Genomic DNA, 25,370 nt, shown 5'->3' with positions numbered 1-25,370 from the left:
CGTCGCCTTCGGCTACCCGCACGACGACGGCGACTTCCGGCGCGCCGTCCGCCGGTGCGTGGGGGTCGCCACCTGCCGCACCGCCGCCCCGGCACCCGGCCCCGCGGTGATGTGCCCGTCGTACCGGGCCACCGGCGAGGAGCGGCACTCCACCCGCGGCAGGGCACGCCTGCTGCACGAGATGCTCGCCGGCGAGGTGGTCACCGACGGCTGGCGTTCCCGGGAGGTGCGCGACGCCCTCGACCTGTGCCTCTCCTGCAAGGGCTGCCGCAGCGACTGCCCGGTGGGCGTCGACATGGCCACCTACAAGGCGGAGTTCCTCCACCACCACTACGCGGGCCGGCCGCGGCCCGCCGCCCACTACTCCATGGGCCGGCTGCCGCAGTGGCTGCGCCTGGCCGGGCCCGTCGCCCCCCTCGTCGACGCCCTGGCCGCGGTGCGTCCCCTCGCGGCCCTCGCCAAGCGGCTCATGGGCATCGCCCCCGAGCGCGAACTCCCGCGCCTCGCACGGCGCCCCTTCACCGCACTCGCCCGTGAGCGGACGCGCGGCCGGACGCAGGTGCTCGCCCCCGGCAGGTTCACCGTGCTGTGGCCGGACACCTTCACCGAACACCTCGCCCCGTCGGTGGGCACGGCGGCCCTGCGCGTCCTGGAGGACGCCGGGATCGAGACGGTCCTGCCGTCCGGCAGGGTCTGCTGCGGACTGACCTACGTCTCCACCGGCCAGCTCGACCGCGCCCGCGCCGTGATGCGCCGCACCCTCGACACCGTCGAACCGCTCCTCGACCTGGACGCCCCCGTCACCGTCCTCGAACCCAGCTGCGCCGCCGCGCTCCGCACCGATCTGCCCGAGCTGCTCGGCGACGACCCCCGGGCCGCCCGCCTCGCCGGCCTCGTCCGCACCTTCGCCCAGACCCTCGCGGAACGCGCCGCCCCCGGCTGGACGCCACCGCGCCTGGACCGCCCCGTGGCCGGCCAGACCCACTGCCACCAGCACGCGGTCCTCGGCGACACCGCCGAGCGCGCCCTGCGCGAGGCCGCCGGGCTCACCGGCGCCCTCAGCGGCGGATGCTGCGGCCTCGCGGGCAACTTCGGTTTCGAGAAGGGCCATTACGACGTCTCCGTCGCCTGCGCGGAGGACCGCCTGCTGCCCGCCGTCCGCGAGGCCCCCGAGGGTGCCGAACTACTCGCGGACGGCTTCTCCTGCCGCACCCAGCTCCACGACCTCGGCGGCCACCGCGCCCGCCACCTGGCGGAGGTGCTGGCGGAGGGGCTGGAGGACGACGGCGGCGGGTGACTGACGGCCGGCGCCGGGACCGTCACACGGTGGGTGCGTCGGTGAAGACGACTCCGTCCGGCAGCGTGTACCCGAGATCGGAGAGACGCCGCGCGACGCTCACCGGGGTGCGCCCGGAGGCGGCGGCCGCCCGGATGACGTGGGCGAGGGGGACGGGCCGCTCGCCACGCAACCAGCGGGCCCCGTTCGTCCGCAGAATGTCCACGTCGTCCGGTCGCACGTCATCGGTCAGCGGAGTGGCTTCGGGCAGGTGGTATCCGAGGGACTCGAGCCGCGCCAGGACTGCTGCCGGTTCCCTGCCGACGGCTTCCGCCGCCGCCAGCACGTGCCCCAGCGGCAACGGTTTGCCGTGAGCGAGCCAGGGGTCCTTGCGGTCCAGGTCCTGACTGATGAGGCGCAGGTTGTCGAAGTCCTCGTCGTCCGGGATGCGCATGCTTCCGGCCTCGACGACTCCGGCAGTCTCCCAGACCCGCATCACCTCACCGACCGGCCGGAAGGTGTGCAACGCCGTCGTGATGGCGGTGGTCGCGTTGAGGTCGCCGTCGGCTTCCAGCCAGGGCGCCTTTCCGTCGTCGTCCTGACTGAGGACCGCGAAATCGTCGACGGGTATGGGTTCGGTGGGGAGGGACGACGGCTCCGGCACCTTGTAGCCGAGCTGCGCCAGGCGCTCCACGAGCGCCTGTGGGGATGCTCCGAAGTCGTGGGCCGCACGCAGGATGTGTGCCCGCGGTATGGGCTGGACGGGGTTCAGCCAAGGGTTCGTCCCGTCGAGGTCACGGCTCATGAGCTTGAGGTCGGTGTCGGACAGGTCGGCAGGCGGCACCGCGGACAGTCGCCGGTAGCCGAACTCCTCCAGTTTCGCGACCATGTGGGTGACGTCCTCGCCCGTGGCCCGCGCGTGGACGACCAGGGGAGGAACAGGAGTGAGGCCCTCCCAGCCCCACTGCGCGAGGACACCGAGCACACCATCGTCCGGCAGGGACGCCCCGGGGACGAACCAGTCGGGCAGGGTGAACCCGTAGCTGCCGAGCCGGGCGACGATCTCCGGGAGCGGCAGACCGGCTTCGGACGCGAGCTGCATCACCACGGCGGGCCGGAGAGTCACAGGGTGCTTCTCCACCAACTGATCCTCGGTCCGGAGCAGGGGGAGATCGTCGCCGAGGACGGCGTTCTCGGGAACACCCAGCTGCTCGGGCAGCACGTATCCGGCTTCGGTGATGAGGCGCCGGGCGTCGGCGAACGGCAGACCCTGGGCCCGGACAACTTCGGCCGCCGCCCTCAGCACGGAGATGGGATGCGAGGAAACCCAGTGTCGCGGGGGCGCCTCCACCCTGATCCCGGCCAGGCTGAACGAGGACGCATTCATTTCCCGCTTCACCAGCGCGTCGTGCAGCGGCATCGCCAGGGGGACGTCGCCGACGATGCTCACCCCCGGGTAGACGCCGGCCTTGGCCCACGCCCGCACGCGCCACTCGACGAGGTGATCCGGCACGAGGCTGCCCGTGGGCACCGGATAGGTCCGGCGGGCGGGGTGGGGCCGGGCGGGTCGCGGTTCGGCGAAGATCTCGAGATCCGCGGGGAAGCAGCCGATGATCGCGGGAGGGGCGTCGTGGTCGCCCATCCCCCACGGACGGTGGTCCGCGGCGATGGCGGCCCGCAGGATCGCGTCGGCGAGGCGGTAGCCCTGTGCCTCGGCCAGGGTCGCCAGCCACGGCGGTCGGAGCACCTCACTGTCCGCAACGAGAAGTGCGTCGATCTCGGTGTGCAGCATCCGCTGGACGTGATCGCGGTCCCATCCGATGCACCGTTTGCGATCGACCGTGAGCTGCGGGGCGTGCCGGCCCGTGAGGTTGACCACCGAACCGGTCCCCGTAGAACCCGGACGCGTTCCCGATCCGCAGCACGCCCCGCCCCCGGGGCGGAGGCCCACGCACAGGCCCCCCACGGGAACCACGCCGCCGCGGGGCGGGGCGTGCTGCGGATCGGGAACGCGTCCGGGTTCTACGGGGACCGGTTCGACGCGATGCGCGAGATGCTCGACGGCGGGCCGCTCGACGTGCTCACCGGCGACTACCTGGCGGAGCTCACCCTGCTGATCCTCGGCCGCGACCGGCTGAAGGACCCGCGCCTGGGCTACGCCAGGACGTTCCTGCGGCAGCTGGAGGACACCCTCGGCCTCGCCGTGGAACGCGGCGTGCGGATCGTCGCCAACGCGGGCGGCCTCAACCCGGCGTCCCTCGCCGACGCCGTGCGGGAGCTCGCCGAGCGCGTCGGCGTCCCCGTCCGGGTCGGCCACGTCGAGGGCGACGACCTCTCGGCCCGCCACCCCGGGGTGCTCGCCGCCAACGCCTACCTCGGCGGGGGCGGGATCACCGCCTGCCTCGCCGCCGGAGCCGACGTCGTGGTCACCGGCCGGGTCACCGACGCGGCGCTCGTCACCGGGCCCGCGGCCTGGTGGCACGGCTGGGGGCCCGGGGAGTACGACCGGCTCGCCGGAGCCGTCGTCGCCGGGCACGTGCTCGAATGCGGCACCCAGGCCACCGGCGGCAACTACGCCTTCTTCACCGGCCACGACGTCCGCCGCCCCGGCTTCCCGCTCGCCGAGATCCACGCCGACGGGTCCTTCGTCGTCACCAAGCACCCCGGCACCGGCGGCGTCGTCGACACCGGCACCGTCACCGCCCAGCTGCTGTACGAGACGGCCGGCCCCCGTTACGCCGGGCCCGACGTCACCGCGCGGCTGGACACCGTGCGCCTGGACGGGGACGGCCCCGACCGGGTCCGGATCTCCGGGGTGCGCGGCGAGGCGCCGCCGCCCGCGCTCAAGGTCGGGCTGAACCGCCTCGGCGGCTGGCGCAACGAGGTCGTCTTCGTGCTCACCGGCCTCGACGTCGAGGCCAAGGCCCGTCTGGTGCGCGAGCAGCTGGAGGAGGCGCTCGGCAAGCAGCGCCCCGCCGAGGTCCGCTGGGAACTGGCCCGGACCGAGCACGCCGACGCGGACACGGAGGAGCGGGCCAGCGCGTATCTGCGGCTCGTGGTGCGCGACCAGGACGCGGAGAAGGTCGGGCGGGCGGTCAGCGGCGCCGCGATCGAGCTGGCCCTCGGGAGCTACCCCGGCTTCCATGTCACGGCCCCGCCCGGGAAGGGCGCCCCCTACGGGGTGTTCGACGCCGCGTACACCGACGCGGGCGAGGTCCCGCACACGGCCGTGCTGCCCGACGGCACCCGGACGCCGATCCCCGCGGCGGCCGGGACGCCGCCCCTCGAGGAGGTGCCCGAGCCTCCGCTGCCCGACCCGCTGCCGCCGGGGCCCGTCCGGCGCGCCCCCCTCGGGCTCGTGGCGGGCGCCCGCAGCGGCGACAAGGGCGGCGACGCCAACGTCGGCGTCTGGGCGCGGACGGATGACGCCTGGCGCTGGCTCGCCCATGAACTGACCGTGGAGCGGCTGCGCGAGCTGCTCCCGGAGACCGCCGGGCTGCCCGTCGAACGCCATGCGCTGCCGAACCTGCGGGCGGTGAACTTCATCGTGCGGGGCCTGCTCGGCGAAGGCGTCGCCGCACAGGCCCGGTTCGACCCCCAGGCCAAGGCGCTCGGCGAATGGCTGCGTGCCCGCCACACCGACCTCCCGGAGGCCCTGCTGTGACCGTCCTCGGCTCGGCCGTCGACCCGACGAGCCCCGAACACGCCGCCCACCGCGCCGCCATGCTGGACCGGCTCGCCGCACTGGAGGGCGAGCACGCCAAGGCGCTCGCCGGCGGCGGGGAGAAGTACGTCTCCCGGCACCGGGAGCGCGGCAAGCTGCTCGCCCGTGAGCGCATCGAGCTGCTGGTGGACCCCGACACCCCGTTCCTGGAGCTGTCGCCGCTCGCCGGCTGGGGCAGCGACTACCCCGTCGGCGCCTCGCTCGTCACCGGCATCGGCACCGTCGAGGGGGTCGAGTGCCTGATCACGGCCAACGACCCCACCGTGAGGGGCGGCGCCTCCAACCCGTGGACGCTGAAGAAGGCGCTGCGGGCCAACGAGATCGCGTTCGCCAACCGTCTCCCGGTGATCTCGCTCGTGGAGTCCGGCGGGGCCGATCTGCCGTCCCAGAAGGAGATCTTCATCCCCGGCGGCGCGCTCTTCCGCGACCTCACCCGTCTGTCGGCGGCCGGCATCCCCACCGTCGCGGTGGTCTTCGGCAACTCGACCGCCGGCGGCGCGTACGTGCCGGGCATGTCGGACCACACGGTGATGATCAAGGAGCGGTCGAAAGTCTTCCTCGGCGGGCCGCCGCTGGTGAAGATGGCGACCGGCGAGGAGAGCGACGACGAGTCCCTCGGCGGCGCCGGGATGCACGCCCGTGTCTCCGGCCTCGCCGACCACTTCGCCGTCGATGAGGCGGACGCCCTGCGCCAGGCCCGGCGGATCGTCGCCCGGCTCAACCACCGCAAGGCGCACGCCGATCCGGCCCCCGCCGAACCGCCGAAGTACGCGGCCGACGAACTGCTCGGTATCGTGCCGGAGGACCTGAAGACGCCGTTCGACCCGCGCGAGGTGATCGCCCGGATCGTCGACGGCTCCGACTTCGACGAGTTCAAGCCGCTCTACGGGTCCAGCCTCGTCACCGGCTGGGCCCGGCTGCACGGCTATCCGGTGGGCGTCCTCGCCAACGCGCAGGGCGTGCTCTTCTCGGCCGAGTCGCAGAAGGCCGCCCAGTTCATCCAGCTGGCGAACCAGCGCGACATCCCGCTGCTCTTCCTGCACAACACCACCGGCTACATGGTGGGCAGGGAGTACGAGCAGGGCGGCATCATCAAGCACGGCGCGATGATGATCAACGCGGTGTCCAACTCCCGTGTCCCGCACCTGTCGGTGCTCATGGGCGCGTCCTACGGCGCCGGCCACTACGGCATGTGCGGCCGGGCCTACGACCCGCGGTTCCTGTTCGCGTGGCCGAGCGCCAAATCGGCCGTGATGGGACCCCAGCAGCTCGCCGGTGTGCTGTCCATCGTGGCCCGGGCGTCCGCCGCCGCGAAGGGGATGCCGTACGACGACGAGGCGGACGCCGGACTGCGCGCGATGGTCGAGGCGCAGATCGAGGCCGAGTCCCTGCCGGCGTTCCTGTCGGGGCGGCTCTACGACGACGGGGTCATCGACCCCCGCGACACCCGGACCGTCCTCGGGATGTGTCTGTCCGCGATCCACACGGCACCGGTCGAGGGCGCGCGCGGCGGCTTCGGCGTCTTCCGAATGTGAGGCCTGACGTGATTTCCACCGTCCTTGTCGCCAACCGCGGCGAGATCGCGTGCCGTGTCTTCCGCACCTGCCGCGACCTCGGCATCGGCACGGTCGCCGTCCACTCCGACCCGGACGCGGACGCCCTGCACGTGCGGGAGGCGGACGCGGCCGTGCGGCTGCCGGGCGCCACCCCGGCCGAGACGTACCTGCGCGGCGACCTCGTGGTGAAGGCCGCCCTCGCGGCGGGCGCGGACGCCGTGCACCCGGGGTACGGCTTCCTCTCCGAGAACGCCGCCTTCGCGCGTGCCGTGGCGGACGCCGGCCTGATCTGGATCGGCCCGCCCCCCGAGGCCATCGAGGCCATGGCCTCCAAGACCCGGGCCAAGGAGCTCATGGGCATCGCCCCGCTCGCCGCCGGCGCCGTCACCGAGCGGGACCTGCCGGTGCTCGTGAAGGCGGCGGCGGGCGGCGGCGGCCGCGGCATGCGGGTGGTCCGCTCGCTGGCCGGGCTGCCCGGCGCGCTGGAGGCCGCGTCGGCGGAGGCGGCCTCCGCGTTCGGCGACGGCGAGGTCTTCGTCGAGCCCTGGATCGAGCGCGGCCGTCATGTCGAGGTGCAGATCATGGCCGACGGCCACGGCACGGTGTGGACGCTCGGCACCCGGGACTGCTCGCTCCAGCGCCGCCACCAGAAGGTGATCGAGGAGTGCCCCGCGCCGGGACTCCCGCCGGAGCTGACCGCCTCGCTGGAGGCGTCGGCGCGCACCGCCGCCGGGGCCGTGGACTACCGGGGCGCGGGCACCGTCGAGTTCCTCGTCGGCGACGACGGACGGGCGCACTTCCTGGAGATGAACACCCGTCTCCAGGTCGAACACCCCGTCACGGAAGCTGTGTTCGGCGTGGACCTGGTCGCCCTCCAGATCGCGGTGGCGGAGGGCCGGCCGCTGCCGGCCGAGCCGCCGACGGCCCGGGGCCACGCCGTGGAGGCGCGCCTGTACGCGGAGGACCCGGCCGCCGGCTGGGCCCCGCAGACCGGCACGCTGCACGCCCTCGACGTGCCGGACGCCGGGGGCCTCCCCGGAGGCGCCACCGGCACCCGCGTGGACGCCGGCTACGCCGCCGGGGACACCATCGGCGTGCACTACGACCCGATGATCGCCAAGGTGATCACCTGGGCGCCCACCCGTGAGCAGGCCGTACGGCGGCTCGCGCACGCCCTGCGGCGGGCGCGCGTCCACGGTCCGGCCACCAACCGGGCGCTGCTGGTCCGCTCGCTGGACCACCCCGGCTTCGCCGCGTGCCCCGACACCGGTTTCTACGACCGTCATCTCCAGGAGCTGACCGCGCCCGCCCCGGGCGCACGGGACGCCGCCGTCGCCGCCGCCCTCGCCGCGGCAGCCGCCCGCGCGGGACGCTTCGGCGGCGCCTGGCGCAACCTGCCGTCCCAGGCGCAGACCGCGGCGTACGGGGAGCACGAGGTCCGCTACCGGCCCACCCGCGACGGCGGGTACGAGGTCGACGGGGAGCCCGGACTGCGGGTCGTGCGGGCGGAGCCGCACCGGGTCGTCCTGGAGACCGAGGGCGTGGCGCGGGCGTTCGCCGTCGGTGCCTACGGCGACGGCCGGGTCCACGTGGACGGCCCGCTCGGCGCCCACACTTTGACCGAGCGGCCCCGCTTCACCGACCCCACCGAGCGGGCCGTGCCCGGCTCGCTGCTCGCCCCCATGCCCGGGACCGTCGTCCGCCTCGGCGAAGGCGTCGCCGAGGGGGCCGCCGTCACGGAGGGCCAGCCCCTCGTCTGGCTGGAGGCCATGAAGATGGAGCACCGGATCACGGCTCCGGCCTCCGGCACGCTCACCGCCCTGCACGCCGTCCCCGGCCGCCAGGTCGAGGTCGGCACCCTGCTCGCCGTCGTACAGGACGTCACGGAAGCACAGGACGTCACCGAAGCACAGGACGTCACCGAAGCACAGGAGGCCGCCGCATCATGAGCACCATGGAGAGCCAGGACCACAAGGACCTGCGCACCGCCGTCGCCGCACTCGCCCGGCGCCACGGCCCCGACTACGACCGGGCCACCCTCTGGGCCGAGGCGGGCAAGCTCGGCTACCTCGGCGTCAACCTCCCCGAGGAGTACGGGGGAGGGGGCGGCGGCATCGCCGAACTGTCCATCGTCCTGGAGGAGTCCGGTGCCGCGGGCTGCCCCCTGCTGATGATGATCGTCTCGCCGGCCATCTGCGCCACCGTCATCGCCCGCTTCGGCACCGACGAGCAGCGGCGCACCTGGCTGCCCGGTCTCGCCGACGGCAGCCTGACCATGGCCTTCGGCATCACCGAGCCCGACGCCGGCTCCAACTCGCACCGGATCACCACCACCGCCCGCCGGGACGGCGACGACTGGCTGCTCACCGGCCGCAAGGTGTTCGTCTCCGGCGTCGACATCGCCGACGCCACGCTGATCGTCGCCCGCACCGAGGACGCCGGGACCGGCAGCCTCAAGCCGTGCCTGTTCGTCGTCCCCCGGGACGCGCCGGGCTTCGGCCGCCGGGCCATCGACATGGAGCTCCAGGCCCAGGAGCGGCAGTTCGAGCTGACCCTGGACGACGTCCGGCTGCCGGCCGGCGCGCTCGTCGGCCAGGAGGACGCGGGCCTCCTCCAGCTGTTCGCCGGGCTCAACCCCGAGCGCATCATGACCGCGGCCTTCGCCATCGGCATGGGCCGCCACGCGCTCGCCAAGGCCGTCGACTACGCGAGGACCCGCCAGGTCTGGAAGGCGCCCATCGGCGCCCACCAGGCCATCGCCCACCCGCTCGCCCAGGCGCACATAGAACTGGAGCTGGCCCGGCTGATGATGCAGAAGGCCGCCGCCCTGTACGACGCGGGCGACGACATCGGCGCCGGCGAGGCCGCCAACATGGCCAAGTACGCCGCCGGCGAGGCCTGCGTCCGGGCCGTCGACCAGGCCGTGCACACCCTCGGCGGCAACGGCCTCACCCGCGAGTACGGCCTGGCGAAGCTGATCGCCGCCTCCCGGGTCGCCCGGATCGCGCCCGTCAGCCGGGAGATGATCCTCAACTACGTGTCCCACCAGTCCCTGGGTCTCCCCAAGTCCTACTGACAGACGTCATTCTGAGCGTCCACAACAGCAGGGAGGCCAGTCATGGTGTTCCGCAGCAGCTACGCCGACGTCCCGGCCGTCGTCGAACCCATCCACGAGGCCGTACTCGGCCGCGCCGCCGAGTACGGCGACACCGTCGCCCTGGTCGACGGCGTGAACGGCACCACCGTCACCTACCGCCAGCTCGACCTCTTCCACCGCCGGATCGCCGCCGCGCTCGCCGAGGCCGGCCTGCGCAAGGGCGACGTGCTCGCCCTGCACAGCCCCAACACGGTCGCCTATCCCGTGGTCTTCTACGGGGCGACCCGGGCAGGGGCGTCGGTCACGACCGTCCACCCGCTGGCCACGGCGGAGGAGTTCGCCAAGCAGCTGCGCGACTCCTCCGCCCGCTGGATCGTCACCGTCTCCCCGCTGCTGGAGGTCGCCCGCAGGGCCGCCGAACTCGCGGCCGGCATCGAGGAGATCTTCGTCTGCGACCGGGCGGAGGGACACGTCAGCATCACCGACATGTTCACCTCGACCGCACCGGAACCGGACGTGGTGATCGACCCCTCCGAGGACGTCGCGGCCCTCCCGTACTCCTCCGGGACGACGGGCGTGCCCAAGGGGGTGATGCTCACCCACCGCTCCATCGCCTCCAACCTGGGGCAGCTGGAGCCCTTCATCCCGATGGGGCCGGGCGACCGGATCCTCGCCGTCCTGCCGTTCTTCCACATCTACGGGCTGACCGCCCTGATGAACGCCCCGCTGCGCACCGGCGCCACCGTCGTCGTCCTGCCCCGCTTCGAGCTGGACACCTTCCTCGGCGCCATCCAGGAACACCGCATCAACGGCCTGTACGTCGCCCCGCCGATCGTCCTCGCGCTCGCCAAGCACCCGGCCGTCGACGGCTACGACCTCTCCTCGCTGGAGTACGTCGTCTCCGCCGCCGCGCCCCTGGACGCGAGCCTCGGCGAGGCGTGCTCCCGGCGCCTCGGCCTGCCGCCGGTCCGCCAGGCGTACGGGATGACCGAGCTCTCGCCCGGCACCCACGTGGTGCCGCTGACGGCACAGAACCCGCCGCCGGGGGCGGTCGGCCTGCTGCTGCCGGGCACCGAGATGCGCATCCTCGCCCTCGACGGGTCCGGCGACGCCGGGCCGGGGGAGGAGGGCGAGATCGCCATCCGCGGACCGCAGGTCATGAAGGGCTACCTGGGCCGGCCGGACGCGACCGCGGCCATGATCGACGAGGACGGCTGGGTGCACACCGGCGACGTCGGCCGCGTGGACGAGGACGGCTGGCTCTTCGTCGTCGACCGGGTCAAGGAACTCATCAAGTACAAGGGGTTCCAGGTCGCGCCCGCCGAGCTGGAGGCCCTGCTGCTCACCCACGAAGCGGTCGCCGACGCCGCCGTGATCGGTGTGCACGACGAGGACGGCAACGAGATCCCCAAGGCGTACGTCGTGCGGCAGCCGGGCGCCGACTCGCTGACCGCGGACGACGTGATGGCCTTCGTCGCCGAGCGGGTGTCCCCGTACAAGAAGGTCCGCCGGATCGAGTTCACCGGCGGCATCCCCCGGGCAGCGTCGGGGAAGATCCTCCGCCGGGAGCTGCGGGACCGGGAGACCGCGGCAGCCGGACCGTCCGCTCCCGAGGCCAAGGCCGCCCGACACCTTACGGAGTAGCGCATGACCGTCGTCACGGCCCACGAGCGGGGCATCACCACCCTCACCCTCGACAGCCCGGCCAACCGCAACGCCCTCTCGGCGGCACTCGTCGGCGAGCTCGCCGGCGCCCTCACCGAGTGCGCCGGCGACCCGGGTGTGCGGGCGGTGGTCCTCACCCACACCGGGACGACGTTCAGCGCCGGCGCGGACCTGAAGGCGCCGCCCAGCCCGTACGCGTTCGTCGCACTGCTCCGCCAGATCGTCGCCCTGCCCAAGCCCGTCGTCGCCCGGGTCGCGGGACACGTGCGGGCCGGCGGCCTCGGCCTGGTCGGGGCGTGCGACATCGCGGCGGCCACCACCGGATCCGACTTCGCCTTCACCGAGGTGCGGATCGGGGTCGCCCCGGCCGTCATCTCCCTGCCGCTGCTGCCCCGGATGCAGCCGCGGGCCGCCGAGCGGCTCTACCTCACCGGGGAGCGCTTCGACGCCGCGGAGGCGGCCCGCTGCGGGCTGCTCACGCTGGCCGCCGACGACGTGGACGCGGCGCTGGAACCCCTGCTGGAGGCCCTGCGCAAGGGCTCCCCGCAGGGCCTGGCGGCGTCGAAGCAGCTGGTCACGGCTAGGGTGCTGGAGACCTTCGACCGGGACGCCGAGGACCTGGTGCAGCGTTCGGCGACGCTGTTCGCCTCGGCCGAGGCGCGCGAGGGGATGACGGCCTTCCTCGAACGACGGGATCCCGCATGGGTGTTCTGACTCCGCCCGGCGCGGCGCACGGCCCGAAGCAGGACCGCAGCCGGGCGACCCGGCAGCGGCTCCTGGAGGCGGCGGTGGCCTGCCTGGCCGAGGTCGGCTGGGCCGGCTCGACGGTCTCGGTGGTCGCCGAGCGCGCCGGCGTCTCGCGCGGGGCGGCGCAGCACCACTTCCCGACCCGGGAGGACCTGTTCACCGCGGCCGTCGAGTACGTGGCCGAGGAGCGCTCGCAGGCTCTGCGGGAGCTGCCCCCGCAGAGCCGCCCCGAGGTCCTCGCCGCCCTCGTCGACCTCTACACGGGCCCGCTGTTCCGGGCGGCGCTCCAGCTGTGGGTGGCGGCGTCGAACGAGGAGCAGCTGCGCCCCCGGGTCACCGAACTGGAGGCCCGCGTCGGGCGGGAGACCCACCGGATCGCGGTGCGGCTGCTGGAGGCGGACGAGTCCGTCCCCGGTGTGCGCGAGACCGTCCAGGGCCTGCTGGACATGGCCCGCGGGCTGGGCCTCGCCAACGTCCTCACCGACGACGCCGCCCGCCGCCGCCGGGTGGTCGCCCAGTGGGCGGCTCTGGTCGAGAACGGCCTGGGCTGACACCCGCCGGCCCCTGCCCGGCGCGGCGCCGTGCCGGGTGAGCGCGTCACCCGGCACGGCGGAGTCCGCCGGACACGGCTTCTCAGTCCGCGATGTCCGCGTATCCCGCGATGTCCCGCGGGTCGCGCGAACCCGGGCCCGTGTAGCGGGCCGACGGGCGGACGAGCCGGCCGGTGCGCTTCTGCTCCAGGATGTGCGCCGACCAGCCGGCGGTGCGGGCACAGGTGAACATCGAGGTGAACATGTGGGCCGGCACCTCCGCGAAGTCCAGCACGATGGCCGCCCAGAACTCCACGTTCGTGGCGAGCACCCGGTCCGGACGGCGGTTGTGCAGCTCCTCCAGCGCCGCCTTCTCCAGCGCCTCGGCCACCTCGAAGCGGGGTGCGGCCAGCTCCTTGGCGGTACGGCGCAGCACCCGGGCGCGCGGGTCCTCGGCCCGGTAGACGCGGTGGCCGAAGCCCATCAGGCGCTCGCCCTTGTCGAGCGCTCGGCGGACGTACGCGGCCGCGTCGCCGGTGCGCTCGATCTCCTCGATCATGCCGAGCACACGCGACGGCGCGCCGCCGTGCAGCGGACCCGACATCGCGCCCACCGCGCCGGACAGCGCGGCGGCGACGTCGGCGCCGGTCGAGGCGATCACCCGGGCGGTGAAGGTGGAGGCGTTCATGCCGTGCTCGGCGGCCGACGTCCAGTAGGCGTCGACGGCCTTGACGTGCCGCGGGTCCGGTTCGCCGCGCCAGCGGATCATGAAGCGCTCCACCACGGAGGCCGCCTTGTCGATCTCGCTCTGCGGCACCATCGGCAGCCCCTGCCCGCGCGCGGACTGCGCCACGTAGGACAGGGCCATCACGGCCGCCCGCGCCAGGTCGTCGCGCGCCTGCGCCTCGTCGATGTCGAGGAGGGGCTTCAGGCCCCACACCGGGGCGAGCATCGCCAGCGCCGACTGCACGTCCACCCGGATGTCGCCGGAGTGGACCGGGATCGGGAACGGCTCCGCGGGCGGCAGGCCGGGGTTGAACGCCCCGTCGACGAGCAGGCCCCAGACGTTGCCGAACGAGACGTGACCCACCAGGTCCTCGATGTCGACTCCCCGGTAGCGGAGGGAGCCGCCCTCCTTGTCCGGTTCGGCGATCTCCGTCTCGAACGCGACGACTCCTTCGAGTCCAGGTACGAAGTCGGACATCAGGCGGCTCCTCACGATGGGTACGGCGGCGGGTCGGTCACCCCGGTGATTCCCCGTAAGCGCGCTCGTCACCCGGCCCGCCCCGGACCAGGCACCTTATCCGCCGCTGTAGGGAGGCCACAGAGGCCCCACCCCGGATTTTGGCGGGTTCCCCAGATGCGGGGAAGCGTGACGTCCGGCACACTGCCCCGTTCTCCCGGACCAGGATTGGCGGCGCCGGGGGCCGGGAAGACTGGGGCAGCTCCGCCGCCCGGCGGACCCGCCCCTGCGGCAGGATGTCCCCGTGACCGATCACGCCGCACACGAGTCCGACGCCCACGCGACCGGCCCCGAGCCCGGCACGGCCGCCGGCGGCGCCGCGCCGGCCTCCCCGTCGGGTGACGCCCGCCCCGCCGTGACCGTGTCCGGGCTGCCGCTGCCGGACCCCGCCGAGACGGAGCTCGTCGTCCCCGACCCGGCGGTCATGCGCGAGCAGTACCGCTCCACGCCGCTCGACGAGACCGCGCTGGCGGACGGCCCCATGGAGCAGTTCGCCCGCTGGTTCGCGGAGGCCGCCGCCGCCGCGCTGCTCGAACCGAACGCCATGGTCGTCTCCACGGCCACGCCCGACGGCCGGCCGTCCTCGCGCACGGTGCTGCTCAAGCAGTACGACGAGCGCGGCTTCGTCTTCTTCACCAACTACGGCTCCCGCAAGGGACGCGAGATCGACGCCAACCCGTACGTCTCGCTGCTCTTCCCGTGGCATCCGCTGGCCCGCCAGATCGTCGTCACCGGGACGGCCTGCCGGGTCGGCCGCGACGAGACGGCCGCCTACTTCCGCACCCGGCCCCACGGCTCCCAGCTCGGGGCCTGGGCGAGCGAGCAGTCGTCCGTCATCGGTTCCCGGGAGGAGCTCGTGCGGCGCTTCGAGGAACTCGCGGCCCGCTCCCCCGAGGGCGGGGCACTGGCCGCCCCGGACCACTGGGGCGGCATCCGGGTCGTGCCGGAGACGGTGGAGTTCTGGCAGGGGCACGAGAACCGGCTCCACGACCGGCTGCGCTACGTCCGCACGGACACCGGCTGGCGCGTGGAGCGCCTGGCGCCCTGACCGGAAGGGGAGCGGCGGGCGGCCCGGGGGGAGGACACGGGCCGCCGGGGCGCCGGAGAACGCAGACGACCCGTGGGCCTTTGGTCCCTCCGTCCGGACGGAGGGAGCCGGCCGGACTTACCGGCGGCCCACGGGTCGGGTGACTGCTTGGGTTTCGGCAGGTGGCCTGCCGAGGTGCACAGAGTGCGACGGCAGGCCGTTAGCCCGCAGTCACCTCACGAGTCCGAAAAGAAACCATGTTTTCGGATCACCTCCTTTCGCGTGTACCCCCACCCTAGGAAGTCGCGGCGGCCGGTTCAAGCGAATTGTCGAACCGCTTTCCCACCCGCTTTCCGGGAACCCCGTGTGCGCTGGGTCACGTTGACGTTCAATGGATTCAGGTGGATCTGTGCACATGGACGCGTCCTGCCAGGGGGTACCGGGATGACTGCTGCCAGGAGTGGGATCACCGACGACATCGGGGCGGGCGGAGTGCCGTCCCGGCCCGGGCCCGGCGGCGCGGAGCTGCTGGCCGCGCTGCTGGACGGGATGGACGCCGCGCTGTGCGCGCTCGACGCGGGCGGCACCGTCACCCACTGGAACCGCGAGGCGGAGCGCATCCTCGGGTGGACGGCGGCGGAGGCCGTGGGGCGGCGCGGTTTCGAGGGCTGGGCCGTGCGCCGGGCGGACGCGGGCGACGTCCGGGGCAGGCTGCTCGCGGCGATGGACGCGCCGGGGCGGCAGGTGCACGAGTTCGCGCTGCTGCGCAAGGACGGCGGACGGGTGCTGGTGCGCACCCAGTCCGCCCGGGTGCTCGGGGCCGACGGAAAGCCCGCGGGCGTCTACTGCGCCTTCAGCGAGGTGCACGCCCAGATCGACCTGGAGCGTTCCATCGCCCTGAGCGAGGCGCTGTTCGACGACGCGGCCTGGGCGGTGGTCCTGGTCGACGTGGATCTGCGGGCGGCCGTCGTCAACGCAGAGGCGACGCGGCTGCTCGGCGCCCCCCGCGCGCAGGTGCTGGGGCGGCCGCTCGGCGAGCTGGCCGGACAGGGCGTCGAGGAGCTCGAAGGGGCACTGCACCATGTGCTCGCCGAAGGCGCGCCCAGGGGCCTGGTCGACCTGTGGGTGACGGTCGCGGCAGCCGGCGGCGAGCAGCGGCGCTGCTGGCGCAGCGGGTTCCTGCGGCTGGCGTCCCCGCTCGCGGAGGAGCCGGTGCCGCTGGGCGCCGGGTGGCTGTTCCACGACGTCACCGAGGCCCGGCTCGCGGAGCAGGAGGCCGACCGGCTGCGGTTCAGGACGGGTCAGCTCCACCGGGCGGGCCGGGCCGCGGCCGAGTGCGAGGACCCGCTGGAGGCGGCGACGGTCTGCATGGACTTCGCGCTGGCCGGCTTCGCCGACCACGCGCTGATCGATCTGGCGGAGGGCGGCGGGCGCCTGGTGCGCGCGGCGGCCTCGCCGTCGGGCACCCCGGGACCGGTGGCGGGCGTCGCCGGCGGCGGCTTCCCCGTCCGCTACGAGCCCGGGCACCCGGCGCTCCAGGCGGCGGAGCGCATCGGCTCGGTGCGGGCGAGCGCGGGGACGGAGGGCGCACCGGGGGACTGGGCGCCGCGCCGCCAGTGGCCCGGGGACGCGGCGCACGCGCTGTGCACGGTGCTCCGCAGCCGGGGCAGGACGCTGGGGGTGCTGACGTTCCTGCGGGCCGCGAGCCGCCCGGCGTTCGAGCGTCCGGACGCGGTGTACGCGGAGAGCATGGCGGTGCTGGTGGCGGCGTCGCTCGCCCAGGCGCGGCCGGGGGCCGGCCCGTGATGCCGCCGCCACCCGGCGGGCACCCGGGATCAGTGCCGGAAGAAGATCCGGTCGCGGTACTCGGTCATCACGCGGCCGTTCCACTCGTGGCCGCCGTCGACGTTGCCCGAGCGCAGCAGCGGGGGCTCGATGCCCCGCTCGGCGAGGCGCTCGGCCGCGGCGGCCATGGTCGCCTGCATCAGGGCGCTGGTGACGACGGTGGACGCGGGGGCGAAGGGCGCCTCGATGCCGTCGTGGGTCAGCTCGGCGTCGCCGACGGCGATCTTGGAGTCCAGGACGATGTCGCAGTGGTCCTTGAGGAAGGTGCCGGAGGTGTGCCGGGAGCGGGTCTCGTGCGCGTAGGCGACCGAGGTCACGCCGATCACGGTGAGGCCGAGCGCACGGGCGTTCATCGCCATCTCCACGGGCAGGGCGTTGCGGCCGGAGAGGGAGATGATCACGAGGACGTCGCCCGCGGCGGCGGGGCTCGAGTCGAGGACGGCACCGGCGAGTCCGTCCACCCGCTCCAGGGCGGAGCCGAGGGTGGCGGGCATGACGTCGACGCCGACGACGCCGGGCACGGCCAGCAGGTTCATCAGGGCGAGGCCGCCGGCCCGGTAGACCACGTCCTGCGCGGCGAGGGAGGAGTGGCCGGCGCCGAAGGCGAACAGCCGGCCGCCGTCGGCCACGGCGTCCGCCATGGCGGTGCCCGCCGCCGCGATGTTCGCGGACTCCTCGTCCCTGACGCGTTGCAGCAGACCGATCGCGGCGTCGAAGAACCGACCGGCCAGCTTGCTCTCGCTCATCGTCCAGCCCTTTCGGAGGTGGTTACGAGGGTAGTTCGCTGAAGTGGCGGGACGGGGGAACATCCGTGCCGCGGATCACGTTGAGGTCTGGACCATTGCTCTGTCAATACAGGCTCCGGCCGATGCCCGCGATGCCGTGCCGGGCACGGTTGTCGGCGCGATGCGCAAGAATTGAGCGGGGCCACGTACGACTGTTTTCCACGCCACAGCATCGAGGGGCACGTATGTCCGGACTGATCGACACGACGGAGATGTATCTCCGCACCATCCTCGAGCTCGAAGAGGAAGGTGTGGTGCCCATGCGGGCCCGTATCGCGGAGCGGCTGGACCAGAGCGGTCCCACGGTCAGCCAGACCGTCGCCCGGATGGAGCGCGACGGTCTGGTGACCATCGCGGGCGACCGCCACCTGGAGCTCACCGAGGAGGGGCGGCAGCTGGCGACGCGCGTGATGCGCAAGCACCGGCTCGCCGAGTGTCTCCTGGTCGACGTGATCGGTCTCGAGTGGGAGCACGTCCACGCCGAGGCGTGCCGCTGGGAGCACGTGATGAGCGAGGCGGTGGAGCGGCGGGTGCTGGAGCTGCTGCGCCACCCCACGGAGTCCCCGTACGGGAACCCGATCCCGGGCCTGGAGGAGCTGGGCGAGAAGGCCGAGGCCGACCCGTTCCTCGACGACAGCATGGTCTCGCTGGCCGAGCTGGACCCGGGTACCGAGGGCAAGACCGTCGTGGTGCGCCGGATCGGCGAGCCGATCCAGACCGATGCGCAGCTGATGTACACGCTGCGCCGCGCGGGCGTGCAGCCCGGGTCGGTGGTGAGCGTGACGCAGTCGCCGGGCGGTGTGCTGGTGGGCAGCAGCGGTGAGGCGGCGGAGCTGGAGGCGGAGATCGCCTCGCACGTGTTCGTGGCGAAGCGCTGACGGCGGCCGGCGCGCGCCGGTGTGCGGGCGGTTCCCGGGGCTCGGACGCCGGGGGACCGCCCGCGCCGTGTTTCCGCCCGGCCGCCGCCGCAGGGCTTGGTTCTTCCGTCCGCGCCGGCTCGTGCCGCGTTCCGCCCCGGCCGCTCCGCGGGGGGCCGCCCGGTTTCCGGGCCGCGTTTCCGTCCGGAACGGCAGCGATCGCAGCCGTCCCGTGCCACTCTGAAGCCGAGGCATATGACCCGGGCCCGGGGAGGGGAGCCACGGTGACGCGTCGCCCGTCGTACCGCCTTGTGCCGGCACCGCCTGCGCGCAGGGGCCTCTCATGGAGGGGTCCCGGCGCCCACGGGCGCCGGGACCTGTCCTCCCCGGTGCTGACCCGGAGCCCCGAGCTCCCAGGGTCAGTCCCCTCGGACCCCTGTCCCCGAGCGGTCCGCCTCCCGCAGGGAATCTCCCCCCGCCGATCGCGTCCAATCCCGGGCGGTGGTCACTCGAACGAGGGGTGTTGCGTGGCAGAACGTCTTTTTCGAATACGAGTTCGATAGTCTGGCGTGACTCGACACGAGCCACCGATCCGGGGGAGACAAGGGGGTGCCAGGCCAGATGGTGCGGCGCATCGATGTGACCGGAGCCGACGGCGTACGCCTGGCGGCCTGGGAGTACGCGGACCCGCCGAAGGGCCGCGGCGAGCACGAGACGGCACCCGGCGTCTTACTGCTCCACGGCCTGATGGGACGGGCGTCCCACTGGGCCCCCACGGCCCGCTGGCTGGCCGAGCGGCACCGGGCCGTCGCGCTCGACCAGCGCGGGCACGGCCGCAGCGACAAGCCCGACGGCCCCTACACGCGGGACGCCTACGTGGCCGACGCGGCGGCCGCCGTCGAGCAGCTCGGACTGGGCCCGGTGACCCTGATCGGCCACTCCATGGGAGCGCTGACCGCCTGGCAACTGGCCGCCAGACGACCCGACCTGGTGCACGCGCTGATCATCTGCGACATGCGGGCCTCGGCCCTGGGAGCGGCGTCGCAGCGCGAGTGGGAGGACTGGTTCCGCTCCTGGCCGGTGCCGTTCGCGACGCTCGCGGACGTCCGCAAGTGGTTCGGCGAGGACGACCCCTGGGTGGAGCGCCCCAACCCGGCCCGCGGCGAGTTCTTCGCCGAGGTGATGGCCGAACAGGCGGACGGCTGGCACCCGGTCTTCTCCTTCGGGCAGATGCTCACCTCCCGCGAGACCTGGGTCCTGGAATCGCACTGGGAGGAGCTGGCCCAGGTCCGCTGCCCCACCCTCGTCGTGCGCGGCCTCGACGGGCAGCTCGGACGGGCGGAGGCGCAGGAGATGGTCCGCGTCCTGCCGCGCGGCGAGTACGGGGAGGTCGCCGACGCCGGCCACCTCGTCCACTACGACCACCCCGACGGCTGGCGCTCGGCGATCGAGCCCTTCCTGGACGGCGTCCTCGCCTCCTGAACGCCCGCTCCCCGCGTCCTGTGCGCGCGGCCCGGGACCGGACACCGGTCCCGGGCCGCGCGCCGCCGGCGACGGCTCCTCAGCCCTTGCTCACCGCCGTCAGGATCTCCGGGAGGCGGTCGGCCGTCCGCGGCGCCGCGAGACGCAGCCCCGCCCAGGTGACCAGCGCCGCGTACGCCGTGCCCACCGGCAGGATCAGCCACAGCCCGCCGGAGCCGGAGGCGTGGAGCCAGACCGTCAGGGCGATCACCGGCGCGCACAGCAGCGCGGAGGCCAGGACGCCGCCGAGGATCGACAGCCAGGCGAGACCGCCCTGACCGGGCGCCACGTTCTTGTACGCGCTGTCCTGCGGGATCGAGTACGGGAAGAGCGCCGAGGCCACCGTGCCGGTCGCGAGCATCGCGCCCAGCAGGGCGAACGACAGGCCCAGCACCTCGGGGAGGTCCCGCCAGCGGCCCATCATGCCGGTGGTCACGGCGCACACGAGCGTCATGTACGGCAGGGTGATCACCAGCAGCGCCAGCGTCCGGGCGCGCAGCTCCGCGTAGGCGTCGCGGGCCGAGGAGATCGTCAGCGCCACCATCCAGAACGCCGAGGTGTCCTGCCCGAACTGGTTGTACATCAGCATGCCGAGCATGGCCGCCGCGAAGCACGCCAGATAGACCGAGCCCGTGCCCTGGAGCGCGTTGAACACCGGCACGATCAGACCGATCGCCAGCGAAGTCACCCAAGCGCCCTTGGTCTTGGGGTCCCGCCACACATAGCGCAGGAAGCGCAGCATGACGGTGCCGGTGCGGCCCTCGGGCAGCAGCCGGTGCAGTCCGGACGACGAGGCCCCTTCCCGGCTCGGCTCCGACGTCGCCGCCAGGGTCGACCCGTCGGGGGCCGTCATCAGCCTGGTCAGGCTCCGCTGCCACCACCACAGCAGCGCCGCGAGGGCCGTCGCCGACAGGGCCAGCTGCACGGCCGCCGCCGCCCAGGAACCGGCGGACACCGAGTCCACCGCGCCGATCGCCGAGGCGGGCGGGATCCAGCGCACCACGCCGGCGACCGGGTCCAGCGCCGACAGCCCCCCGGACCTGCTGAGGCTCTGCACGCCGAAGTTGACGAACTGGATGCCCACCGCGATCACCAGACCGCTGAGCACCGCGAGGTCGCGGCCCTTGCGGGAGGTGAGCAGGCGGATGTTGGCGGCGGCCACCGCCCGGGCCAGCGCCACGCACACCAGCAGCGTGAGCGGGACGGCGGCCACGGCGACCGCGGTCGCCGCCGCCCCGCGCGCGGGGGCGAGCGCCGATCCGACGACGAGGCAGAGCGTGAACAGCGGCCCGATGCCCACCAGTGACGCGCCGAGCAGCGCCCCCACCAGCGGGGCCGGGCGCAGGGGCAGCATCACCAGCCGGGTCGGGTCGAGGGTCTCGTCACCGCTGGGGAAGAACAGCGGCAGCACGGCCCAGCCGAGCGCCACGATCCCGGTCAGCAGGACCACGACCGTCGCGGCGTCCTCGTCGCCGCGCAGCAGGAGGAGTCCGGCCAGCTGGGCGATCGCCAGCAGCACGGCGAGGACGACCGACACGACGAAGACCGCGGTGCGGCCGGACGACTGGCGCAGCCCGTTGCGCAGCAGTGACAGCTTCAGCCGGACGAAGATCCCCGCCAGCGCCGCGGTGCTCACCGCGCACCGCCGCCCAGCCAGTCCAGCGACTCGCCGGAATCCCGTCCCTGTGCCCCGACCAGCTCCAGGAAGGCGCTCTGGAGCGTGGGCGCCGCGCCCCGCACCTCGGCCAGGGTGCCCTGGGCGCGGATACGGCCCGCGGCCATGACCGCGACCCAGTCGCACAGCGACTCGACGAGTTCCATCACATGGCTGGAGAAGACCACGGTCGCGCCCGACGAGGTGTAGCGCTCCAGCACCCCGCGGATGGTCTGCGCGGAGACCGGGTCGACGCCCTCGAACGGCTCGTCGAGGAAGAGCACTTCGGGGTTGTGGAGCAGTGCGGCGGCCAGGCCGATCTTCTTGCGCATGCCGGTCGAGTAGTCGACGACCAGCTTGTGCTGCGATCCGGCCAGATCCAGCACCTCCAGCAGCTGCGTGGCGCGCTTGTCGACCTCGTCGCCGGGCAGGCCCCGCAGCCGGCCGTTGTACGCGAGCAGCTCCCGGCCGGACAGCCGCTCGAACAGGCGCAGTCCCTCCGGCAGCACACCGATACGGGACTTGACCCGGACCGGGTCGCCCCACACGTCGTGCCCGGCCACCAGAACCCGTCCGTGGTCGGGCCGCAGCAGACCGGTGACCATGGACAGCGTCGTCGTCTTGCCCGCCCCGTTGGGGCCGACGAGGCCGATGAACTTCCCCGCGGGAAGGGCCAGATCGATCCCGGCGACCGCGATCTGCTCACCGAAGCGCTTCCACAGCCCTTCCACCTGGACGGCGGGCGGGGGCGTGGACGCACCGCCCGCCGCGTCGACTGTCTGCTCCGGCATGGTCATGGCCTCCTGTGTTCCCCGGCGTCGGTCGGGGAACAGCCTACGGAGACCCCTGCCCGCGGCACAGGTCCCGACCGGGCAGTCCTCGCTGGTCAGCGTTGCCGGGATCCGGCGAACGGCCCCGTGCGCCAGGTGGCCGGAGCGGGCGTCACCGCCCCCGGACGCGGGCCGCCGCCGCTTCCCGCCCGCAGGCGTATGCCAGCGGGCTGATCAGCTCCTCGGCGTCGGGCAGCCAGCGGTTGGCCGGTGTGGGCCTGCGGGCCCACTGGACCGCGCCCCGGCCGCCGATCCGGGTCGGCGGCGCGGCCACCCAGTGGCCCTCTCCGCGGGTGATCAGGTCGATGGCCGACGGCATCCACCCGAGATTGCGGATCAGTTCGGGGGCCTTGAGGGAGGCGCCGGGGAGGACGAAGAAGAGCATCCGGCGGTCGGGGGTGCACGTCACCGGGCCGAGTGGCAGCTCCATGCGCTCCAGCCGGGCCAGTGCGAGGAATCCCGCCGACTCCGAGACCTCCAGGGCGTCGAAGGTGCGCCCGGTCGGCAGCAGGATCGACGCCCTGGGCTGCTTCGACCACAGCCGGCGGGCCGCGGACCCGCTGCCGGTCGCCTGGTTCGCCCAGTCGCCCCGGCCCGGGTGCGCGCCGGGAGAGGCGCAGCCGGTGTCGCCGCAGGAGCAGCGCTCCGTGCCGTCCACGGGCTCCAGCCAGGTGCCGGGAAAGACGTCCCAGTGCCGCTCGTCCGTGTACCGCACGGCCGCGTCCAGCAGTTGTTCGCCGCGCTGTTGGGGGATCTGAGCGGCTTCCGTGACTCCCATGGTCTCATCCACGACACACTCAACTACCGCCGCAACCTCGGGTTACGGCCCGGTCCGTGCCCGTGTTCGGCGCATCGATCCTGCATATGGGGCGCACGGGTGCACGGCCGGGGGCGCGCGGGAGGCCGTGCCGTCGGGGGCGGGTAGCCAAGGCGGGGGGTTGCGCACCACGGGCCGCCCGGCCACCGGACCAAAAGGAACCAACCCGACCAACTCTGCATTTCCCGTATATCCGCCGGGCAGTGAACAGTGATCGGTGACCAGTGACCGGTGATCACCGAATCAGTGACCTACGAACGATCACCGCGGCATCAGGGGGTAGTCCATGGCAGCCAGGCCTCTCGTCGCCCGACAGCCGAACGAACGGCTGCAGGCGCTCATCCAGGAAGCCGGGTGCTCCAACGCCGGGCTCGCACGCCGGGTCAACATGGTCGGCGCGGAGCGCGGCCTCGACCTGCGGTACGACAAGACGTCCGTGGCGCGCTGGCTGCGCGGCCAGCAGCCGCGCGGCCGGGCGCCCGGCATCATCGCCGAGGCGCTGGGCCGCAAACTCGGGCGCACGGTCACGATCGACGAGATCGGCATGGCGAACGGCAAGAACCTGGCCACCGGAGTCGGGCTGCAGTTCTCGCCGACCGTCCCCGGGGCCATCGAGCAGGTCTGCGAGCTCTGGCGGTCGGACGTGGGGCGCCGGGACTTCCTCTCCGGGTCCGCCGTCGCCGCGTCCGCGCTCGTCGAACCGAGCCGTGACTGGCTGATCACCGGCGCCGACGCCCAGGTCGCGCGGACGGCGGGGGCCCGCGTGGGCACCTCCGACGTCGAGGCGGTCCGCGCGATGACCGCGGCGCTCACCGATCTCGACCACCGCTTCGGCAGCGGGCACGTCCGGCCCGTGCTGGTCCACTACCTCAACAGCGTCGTCTCCGGACTGCTGTCGGGGTCCTACCGGGAGGCGGTGGGCCGTGAACTCTTCGCCGCCGTCGCCCGGCTGACCGAGCTGGCCGGATACATGGCGGTCGACACGGGGCAACCGGGGCTCGCCCAGCGCTACTACATCCAGGCCCTGCGGCTCGCGCAGGCGGCGGGCGACCGGGCGTACGGGGGCTACGTGCTCGCCGCCTCCATGAGCCACCTCGCCGCCGAGCTCGGCAACCCGCGCGAGATCGCCCAGCTCGCTCGGGCGGCGCAGGAGGGCGCGCGCGGCCGGGTGACGCCCCGCGCGGAGGCCATGTTCCACGCGGCTGAGGCCCGGGGCCACGCCCTGCTCGGGGACGCCCGCACCTGTCACGACGCCGTCTCGCGCGCGGTCACGGCGCTGGACCGGGCCGAGCCGGAGTCCGGTGACGACCCGGCGTGGATCGCCCACTTCGACCACGCCTACCTCGCGGACGAACTGGCGCACTGTCACCGCGACCTGGGCGAGGCGGAGGAGGCCGCACGGCAGGCCGGGGAGGCGCTGGCGGGGCATCCGGCGTCCCGCGCGCGGCGGCGCGCGATCGGTCTGGTCCTGCTCGCGGCGGCACAGGTGCAGCAGCGTGAGGTGGAACACGCCTGCCACACGGCGACGCGCGCCGTCGACCTGCTGGACACCCTGCGCTCCAGCCGCGGGACGGAGTATCTCGACGACCTCCGGCAGCGGCTGGAGCCGTACGCCGAGGAGCCCCCGGTCCGTGAACTCTCCGCCCGGCTCGCCCTGCGGGCCGCCTGAGGCGCGTGCCGACGGCGGGGCCGCGCCGGCGCCGGCCCCGTGAACGGCCTTCTGTGTCCGCATCTTGTCACTGCTGTGGCACGTGTGTGCGGAGGACTTCGGGCACCCGGTAGCGTGAACCGACGATTCCGTAGGTCCACATGTAGGAGTCCCGGTGACGCACAGCGGACAGGGTGACGAGCAGCGGCCCCCGGCCGCGCGGCCCGCGCACGAAGGCGTCGTGCTGCCCGCCGACGGCAGTGAGCCCCTCATACCCGGAACCCAGGGTGCGCAGGCGGCCCCGGCGGGCGGACAGCCGTGGGGCGCACCATGGGGCCCCCAGCAGCCGGGCGGGCAGCAGCCCCCSGCCGYCCCCGGCYACGGCGCGCAGCAGCCGCCCGCCGGGGCCGCCTGCGCACCCTGGGTTCCGGGTATGAGGGGCTCACTGCCGTCGGCGGGCAGCACGACGCCTTCGTGCGCGGGCCGCGCGGCCGGGGGCCGCTGCTCGTCACCCTGTCCGCTGTGCGTCACCGGGACTCCTACATGTG

19 protein-coding genes are annotated in these 25,370 nt (G+C 73.9%); 13 read left to right on the top strand and 6 right to left on the bottom strand.

Annotation, left to right across the window (positions count from 1 at the left end):
• A partial coding sequence (locus tag EAO77_RS05425; RefSeq protein ID WP_147988961.1) for a (Fe-S)-binding protein occupies positions 1-1,297 on the top strand: 1,297 nt, incomplete at its 5' end.
• Positions 1,298-1,319: 22 nt separating this feature from the next.
• On the opposite strand, the gene EAO77_RS05420 is transcribed toward EAO77_RS05425, so the two are convergent.
• Positions 1,320-3,068 carry a hypothetical protein gene (locus EAO77_RS05420; RefSeq protein WP_147986954.1) on the bottom strand — a complete coding sequence of 583 codons (1,749 nt, stop codon included), beginning with the start codon at positions 3,066-3,068 and terminating at the stop codon, positions 1,320-1,322.
• A gap of 252 nt (positions 3,069-3,320) precedes the next feature.
• On the opposite strand from EAO77_RS05420, the gene EAO77_RS05415 reads away from it, so the two are divergent.
• Genes EAO77_RS05415 through EAO77_RS05385 form a run of 7 tightly spaced genes read left to right on the top strand, consistent with a single transcriptional unit; the run spans position 3,321 to position 12,616 of the window.
• Entirely contained in the window at positions 3,321-4,940 is a 1,620-nt protein-coding gene (locus EAO77_RS05415) for an acyclic terpene utilization AtuA family protein (RefSeq protein ID WP_147988960.1), read from the top strand.
• On the top strand, positions 4,937-6,535 hold the full coding sequence (locus EAO77_RS05410) for an acyl-CoA carboxylase subunit beta (RefSeq protein WP_147986953.1): 1,599 nt from the start codon (positions 4,937-4,939) through the stop codon (positions 6,533-6,535). Before EAO77_RS05415 ends, EAO77_RS05410 begins: the two co-directional genes overlap by 4 nt.
• An 8-nt stretch (positions 6,536-6,543) precedes the next feature.
• Complete coding sequence (locus EAO77_RS05405) at positions 6,544-8,505, top strand: acetyl/propionyl/methylcrotonyl-CoA carboxylase subunit alpha (protein ID WP_147986952.1); 1,962 nt, start codon at positions 6,544-6,546, stop codon at positions 8,503-8,505.
• Complete coding sequence (locus tag EAO77_RS05400; RefSeq protein WP_147986951.1) at positions 8,502-9,632, top strand: acyl-CoA dehydrogenase family protein; 1,131 nt, start codon at positions 8,502-8,504, stop codon at positions 9,630-9,632. Before EAO77_RS05405 ends, EAO77_RS05400 begins: the two co-directional genes overlap by 4 nt.
• A gap of 42 nt (positions 9,633-9,674) precedes the next feature.
• On the top strand, positions 9,675-11,297 hold the full coding sequence (locus tag EAO77_RS05395) for a 4-coumarate--CoA ligase family protein (protein WP_147986950.1): 1,623 nt from the start codon (positions 9,675-9,677) through the stop codon (positions 11,295-11,297).
• Positions 11,298-11,300: 3 nt separating this feature from the next.
• Positions 11,301-12,032 (top strand): enoyl-CoA hydratase family protein, encoded by a 732-nt coding sequence (locus tag EAO77_RS05390; protein ID WP_147986949.1) that lies wholly within the window; start codon positions 11,301-11,303, stop codon positions 12,030-12,032.
• Positions 12,020-12,616: a TetR/AcrR family transcriptional regulator gene (locus EAO77_RS05385; protein ID WP_147986948.1), complete on the top strand. Its 597-nt coding sequence runs from the start codon at positions 12,020-12,022 to the stop codon at positions 12,614-12,616. Before EAO77_RS05390 ends, EAO77_RS05385 begins: the two co-directional genes overlap by 13 nt.
• Positions 12,617-12,698: 82 nt before the next feature.
• Here the strand turns inward: EAO77_RS05385 and EAO77_RS05380 are convergent, their stop codons facing one another.
• Positions 12,699-13,799, bottom strand: coding sequence for a citrate synthase 2 (locus EAO77_RS05380; protein ID WP_147986947.1), 1,101 nt, complete (start codon positions 13,797-13,799; stop codon positions 12,699-12,701).
• A 463-nt stretch (positions 13,800-14,262) separates the two neighbouring features.
• On the opposite strand from EAO77_RS05380, the gene pdxH reads away from it, so the two are divergent.
• Both pdxH and EAO77_RS05370 read left to right on the top strand, forming a co-directional pair.
• Entirely contained in the window at positions 14,263-14,886 is a 624-nt protein-coding gene (gene pdxH, locus EAO77_RS05375) for a pyridoxamine 5'-phosphate oxidase (protein ID WP_147988959.1), read from the top strand.
• A gap of 423 nt (positions 14,887-15,309) precedes the next feature.
• Positions 15,310-16,671, top strand: a complete 1,362-nt coding sequence (locus EAO77_RS05370; protein ID WP_147986946.1) for a PAS domain-containing protein — start codon at positions 15,310-15,312, stop codon at positions 16,669-16,671.
• A gap of 29 nt (positions 16,672-16,700) precedes the next feature.
• Here EAO77_RS05370 and EAO77_RS05365 read toward each other — a convergent pair whose 3' ends face one another.
• A complete protein-coding gene (locus EAO77_RS05365) occupies positions 16,701-17,456 on the bottom strand; it encodes an SIS domain-containing protein (RefSeq protein WP_147986945.1) in 756 nt (251 codons plus the stop codon).
• Positions 17,457-17,680: 224 nt separating this feature from the next.
• Here EAO77_RS05365 and EAO77_RS05360 point away from each other — a divergent pair, with 224 nt between their 5' ends.
• A complete protein-coding gene (locus EAO77_RS05360) occupies positions 17,681-18,373 on the top strand; it encodes a metal-dependent transcriptional regulator (protein WP_147986944.1) in 693 nt (230 codons plus the stop codon).
• A 600-nt stretch (positions 18,374-18,973) separates the two neighbouring features.
• Positions 18,974-19,834 carry an alpha/beta fold hydrolase gene (locus tag EAO77_RS05355; protein WP_147988958.1) on the top strand — a complete coding sequence of 287 codons (861 nt, stop codon included), beginning with the start codon at positions 18,974-18,976 and terminating at the stop codon, positions 19,832-19,834.
• Positions 19,835-19,913: 79 nt separating this feature from the next.
• Here EAO77_RS05355 and EAO77_RS05350 read toward each other — a convergent pair whose 3' ends face one another.
• From EAO77_RS05350 to EAO77_RS05340, 3 genes are all read right to left on the bottom strand, one after another.
• Positions 19,914-21,530, bottom strand: a complete 1,617-nt coding sequence (locus EAO77_RS05350; protein ID WP_187283244.1) for a transporter — start codon at positions 21,528-21,530, stop codon at positions 19,914-19,916.
• Entirely contained in the window at positions 21,506-22,318 is an 813-nt protein-coding gene (locus EAO77_RS05345; RefSeq protein WP_147986942.1) for an ABC transporter ATP-binding protein, read from the bottom strand. The genes EAO77_RS05350 and EAO77_RS05345 overlap by 25 nt, the downstream gene beginning before the upstream one ends.
• Positions 22,319-22,469: 151 nt before the next feature.
• On the bottom strand, positions 22,470-23,135 hold the full coding sequence (locus EAO77_RS05340; RefSeq protein WP_147986941.1) for a bifunctional DNA primase/polymerase: 666 nt from the start codon (positions 23,133-23,135) through the stop codon (positions 22,470-22,472).
• A 325-nt stretch (positions 23,136-23,460) separates the two neighbouring features.
• On the opposite strand from EAO77_RS05340, the gene EAO77_RS05335 reads away from it, so the two are divergent.
• Positions 23,461-24,843, top strand: coding sequence for a transcriptional regulator (locus EAO77_RS05335; protein ID WP_147986940.1), 1,383 nt, complete (start codon positions 23,461-23,463; stop codon positions 24,841-24,843).
• Positions 24,844-25,370 lie beyond the last annotated feature (527 nt).

Origin of the sequence: Streptomyces sp. T39 (assembly GCF_008042045.1) — a bacterium.
Taxonomy (GTDB): domain Bacteria; phylum Actinomycetota; class Actinomycetes; order Streptomycetales; family Streptomycetaceae; genus Streptomyces.
This window is presented reverse-complemented; position numbering and strand designations above follow the sequence as displayed.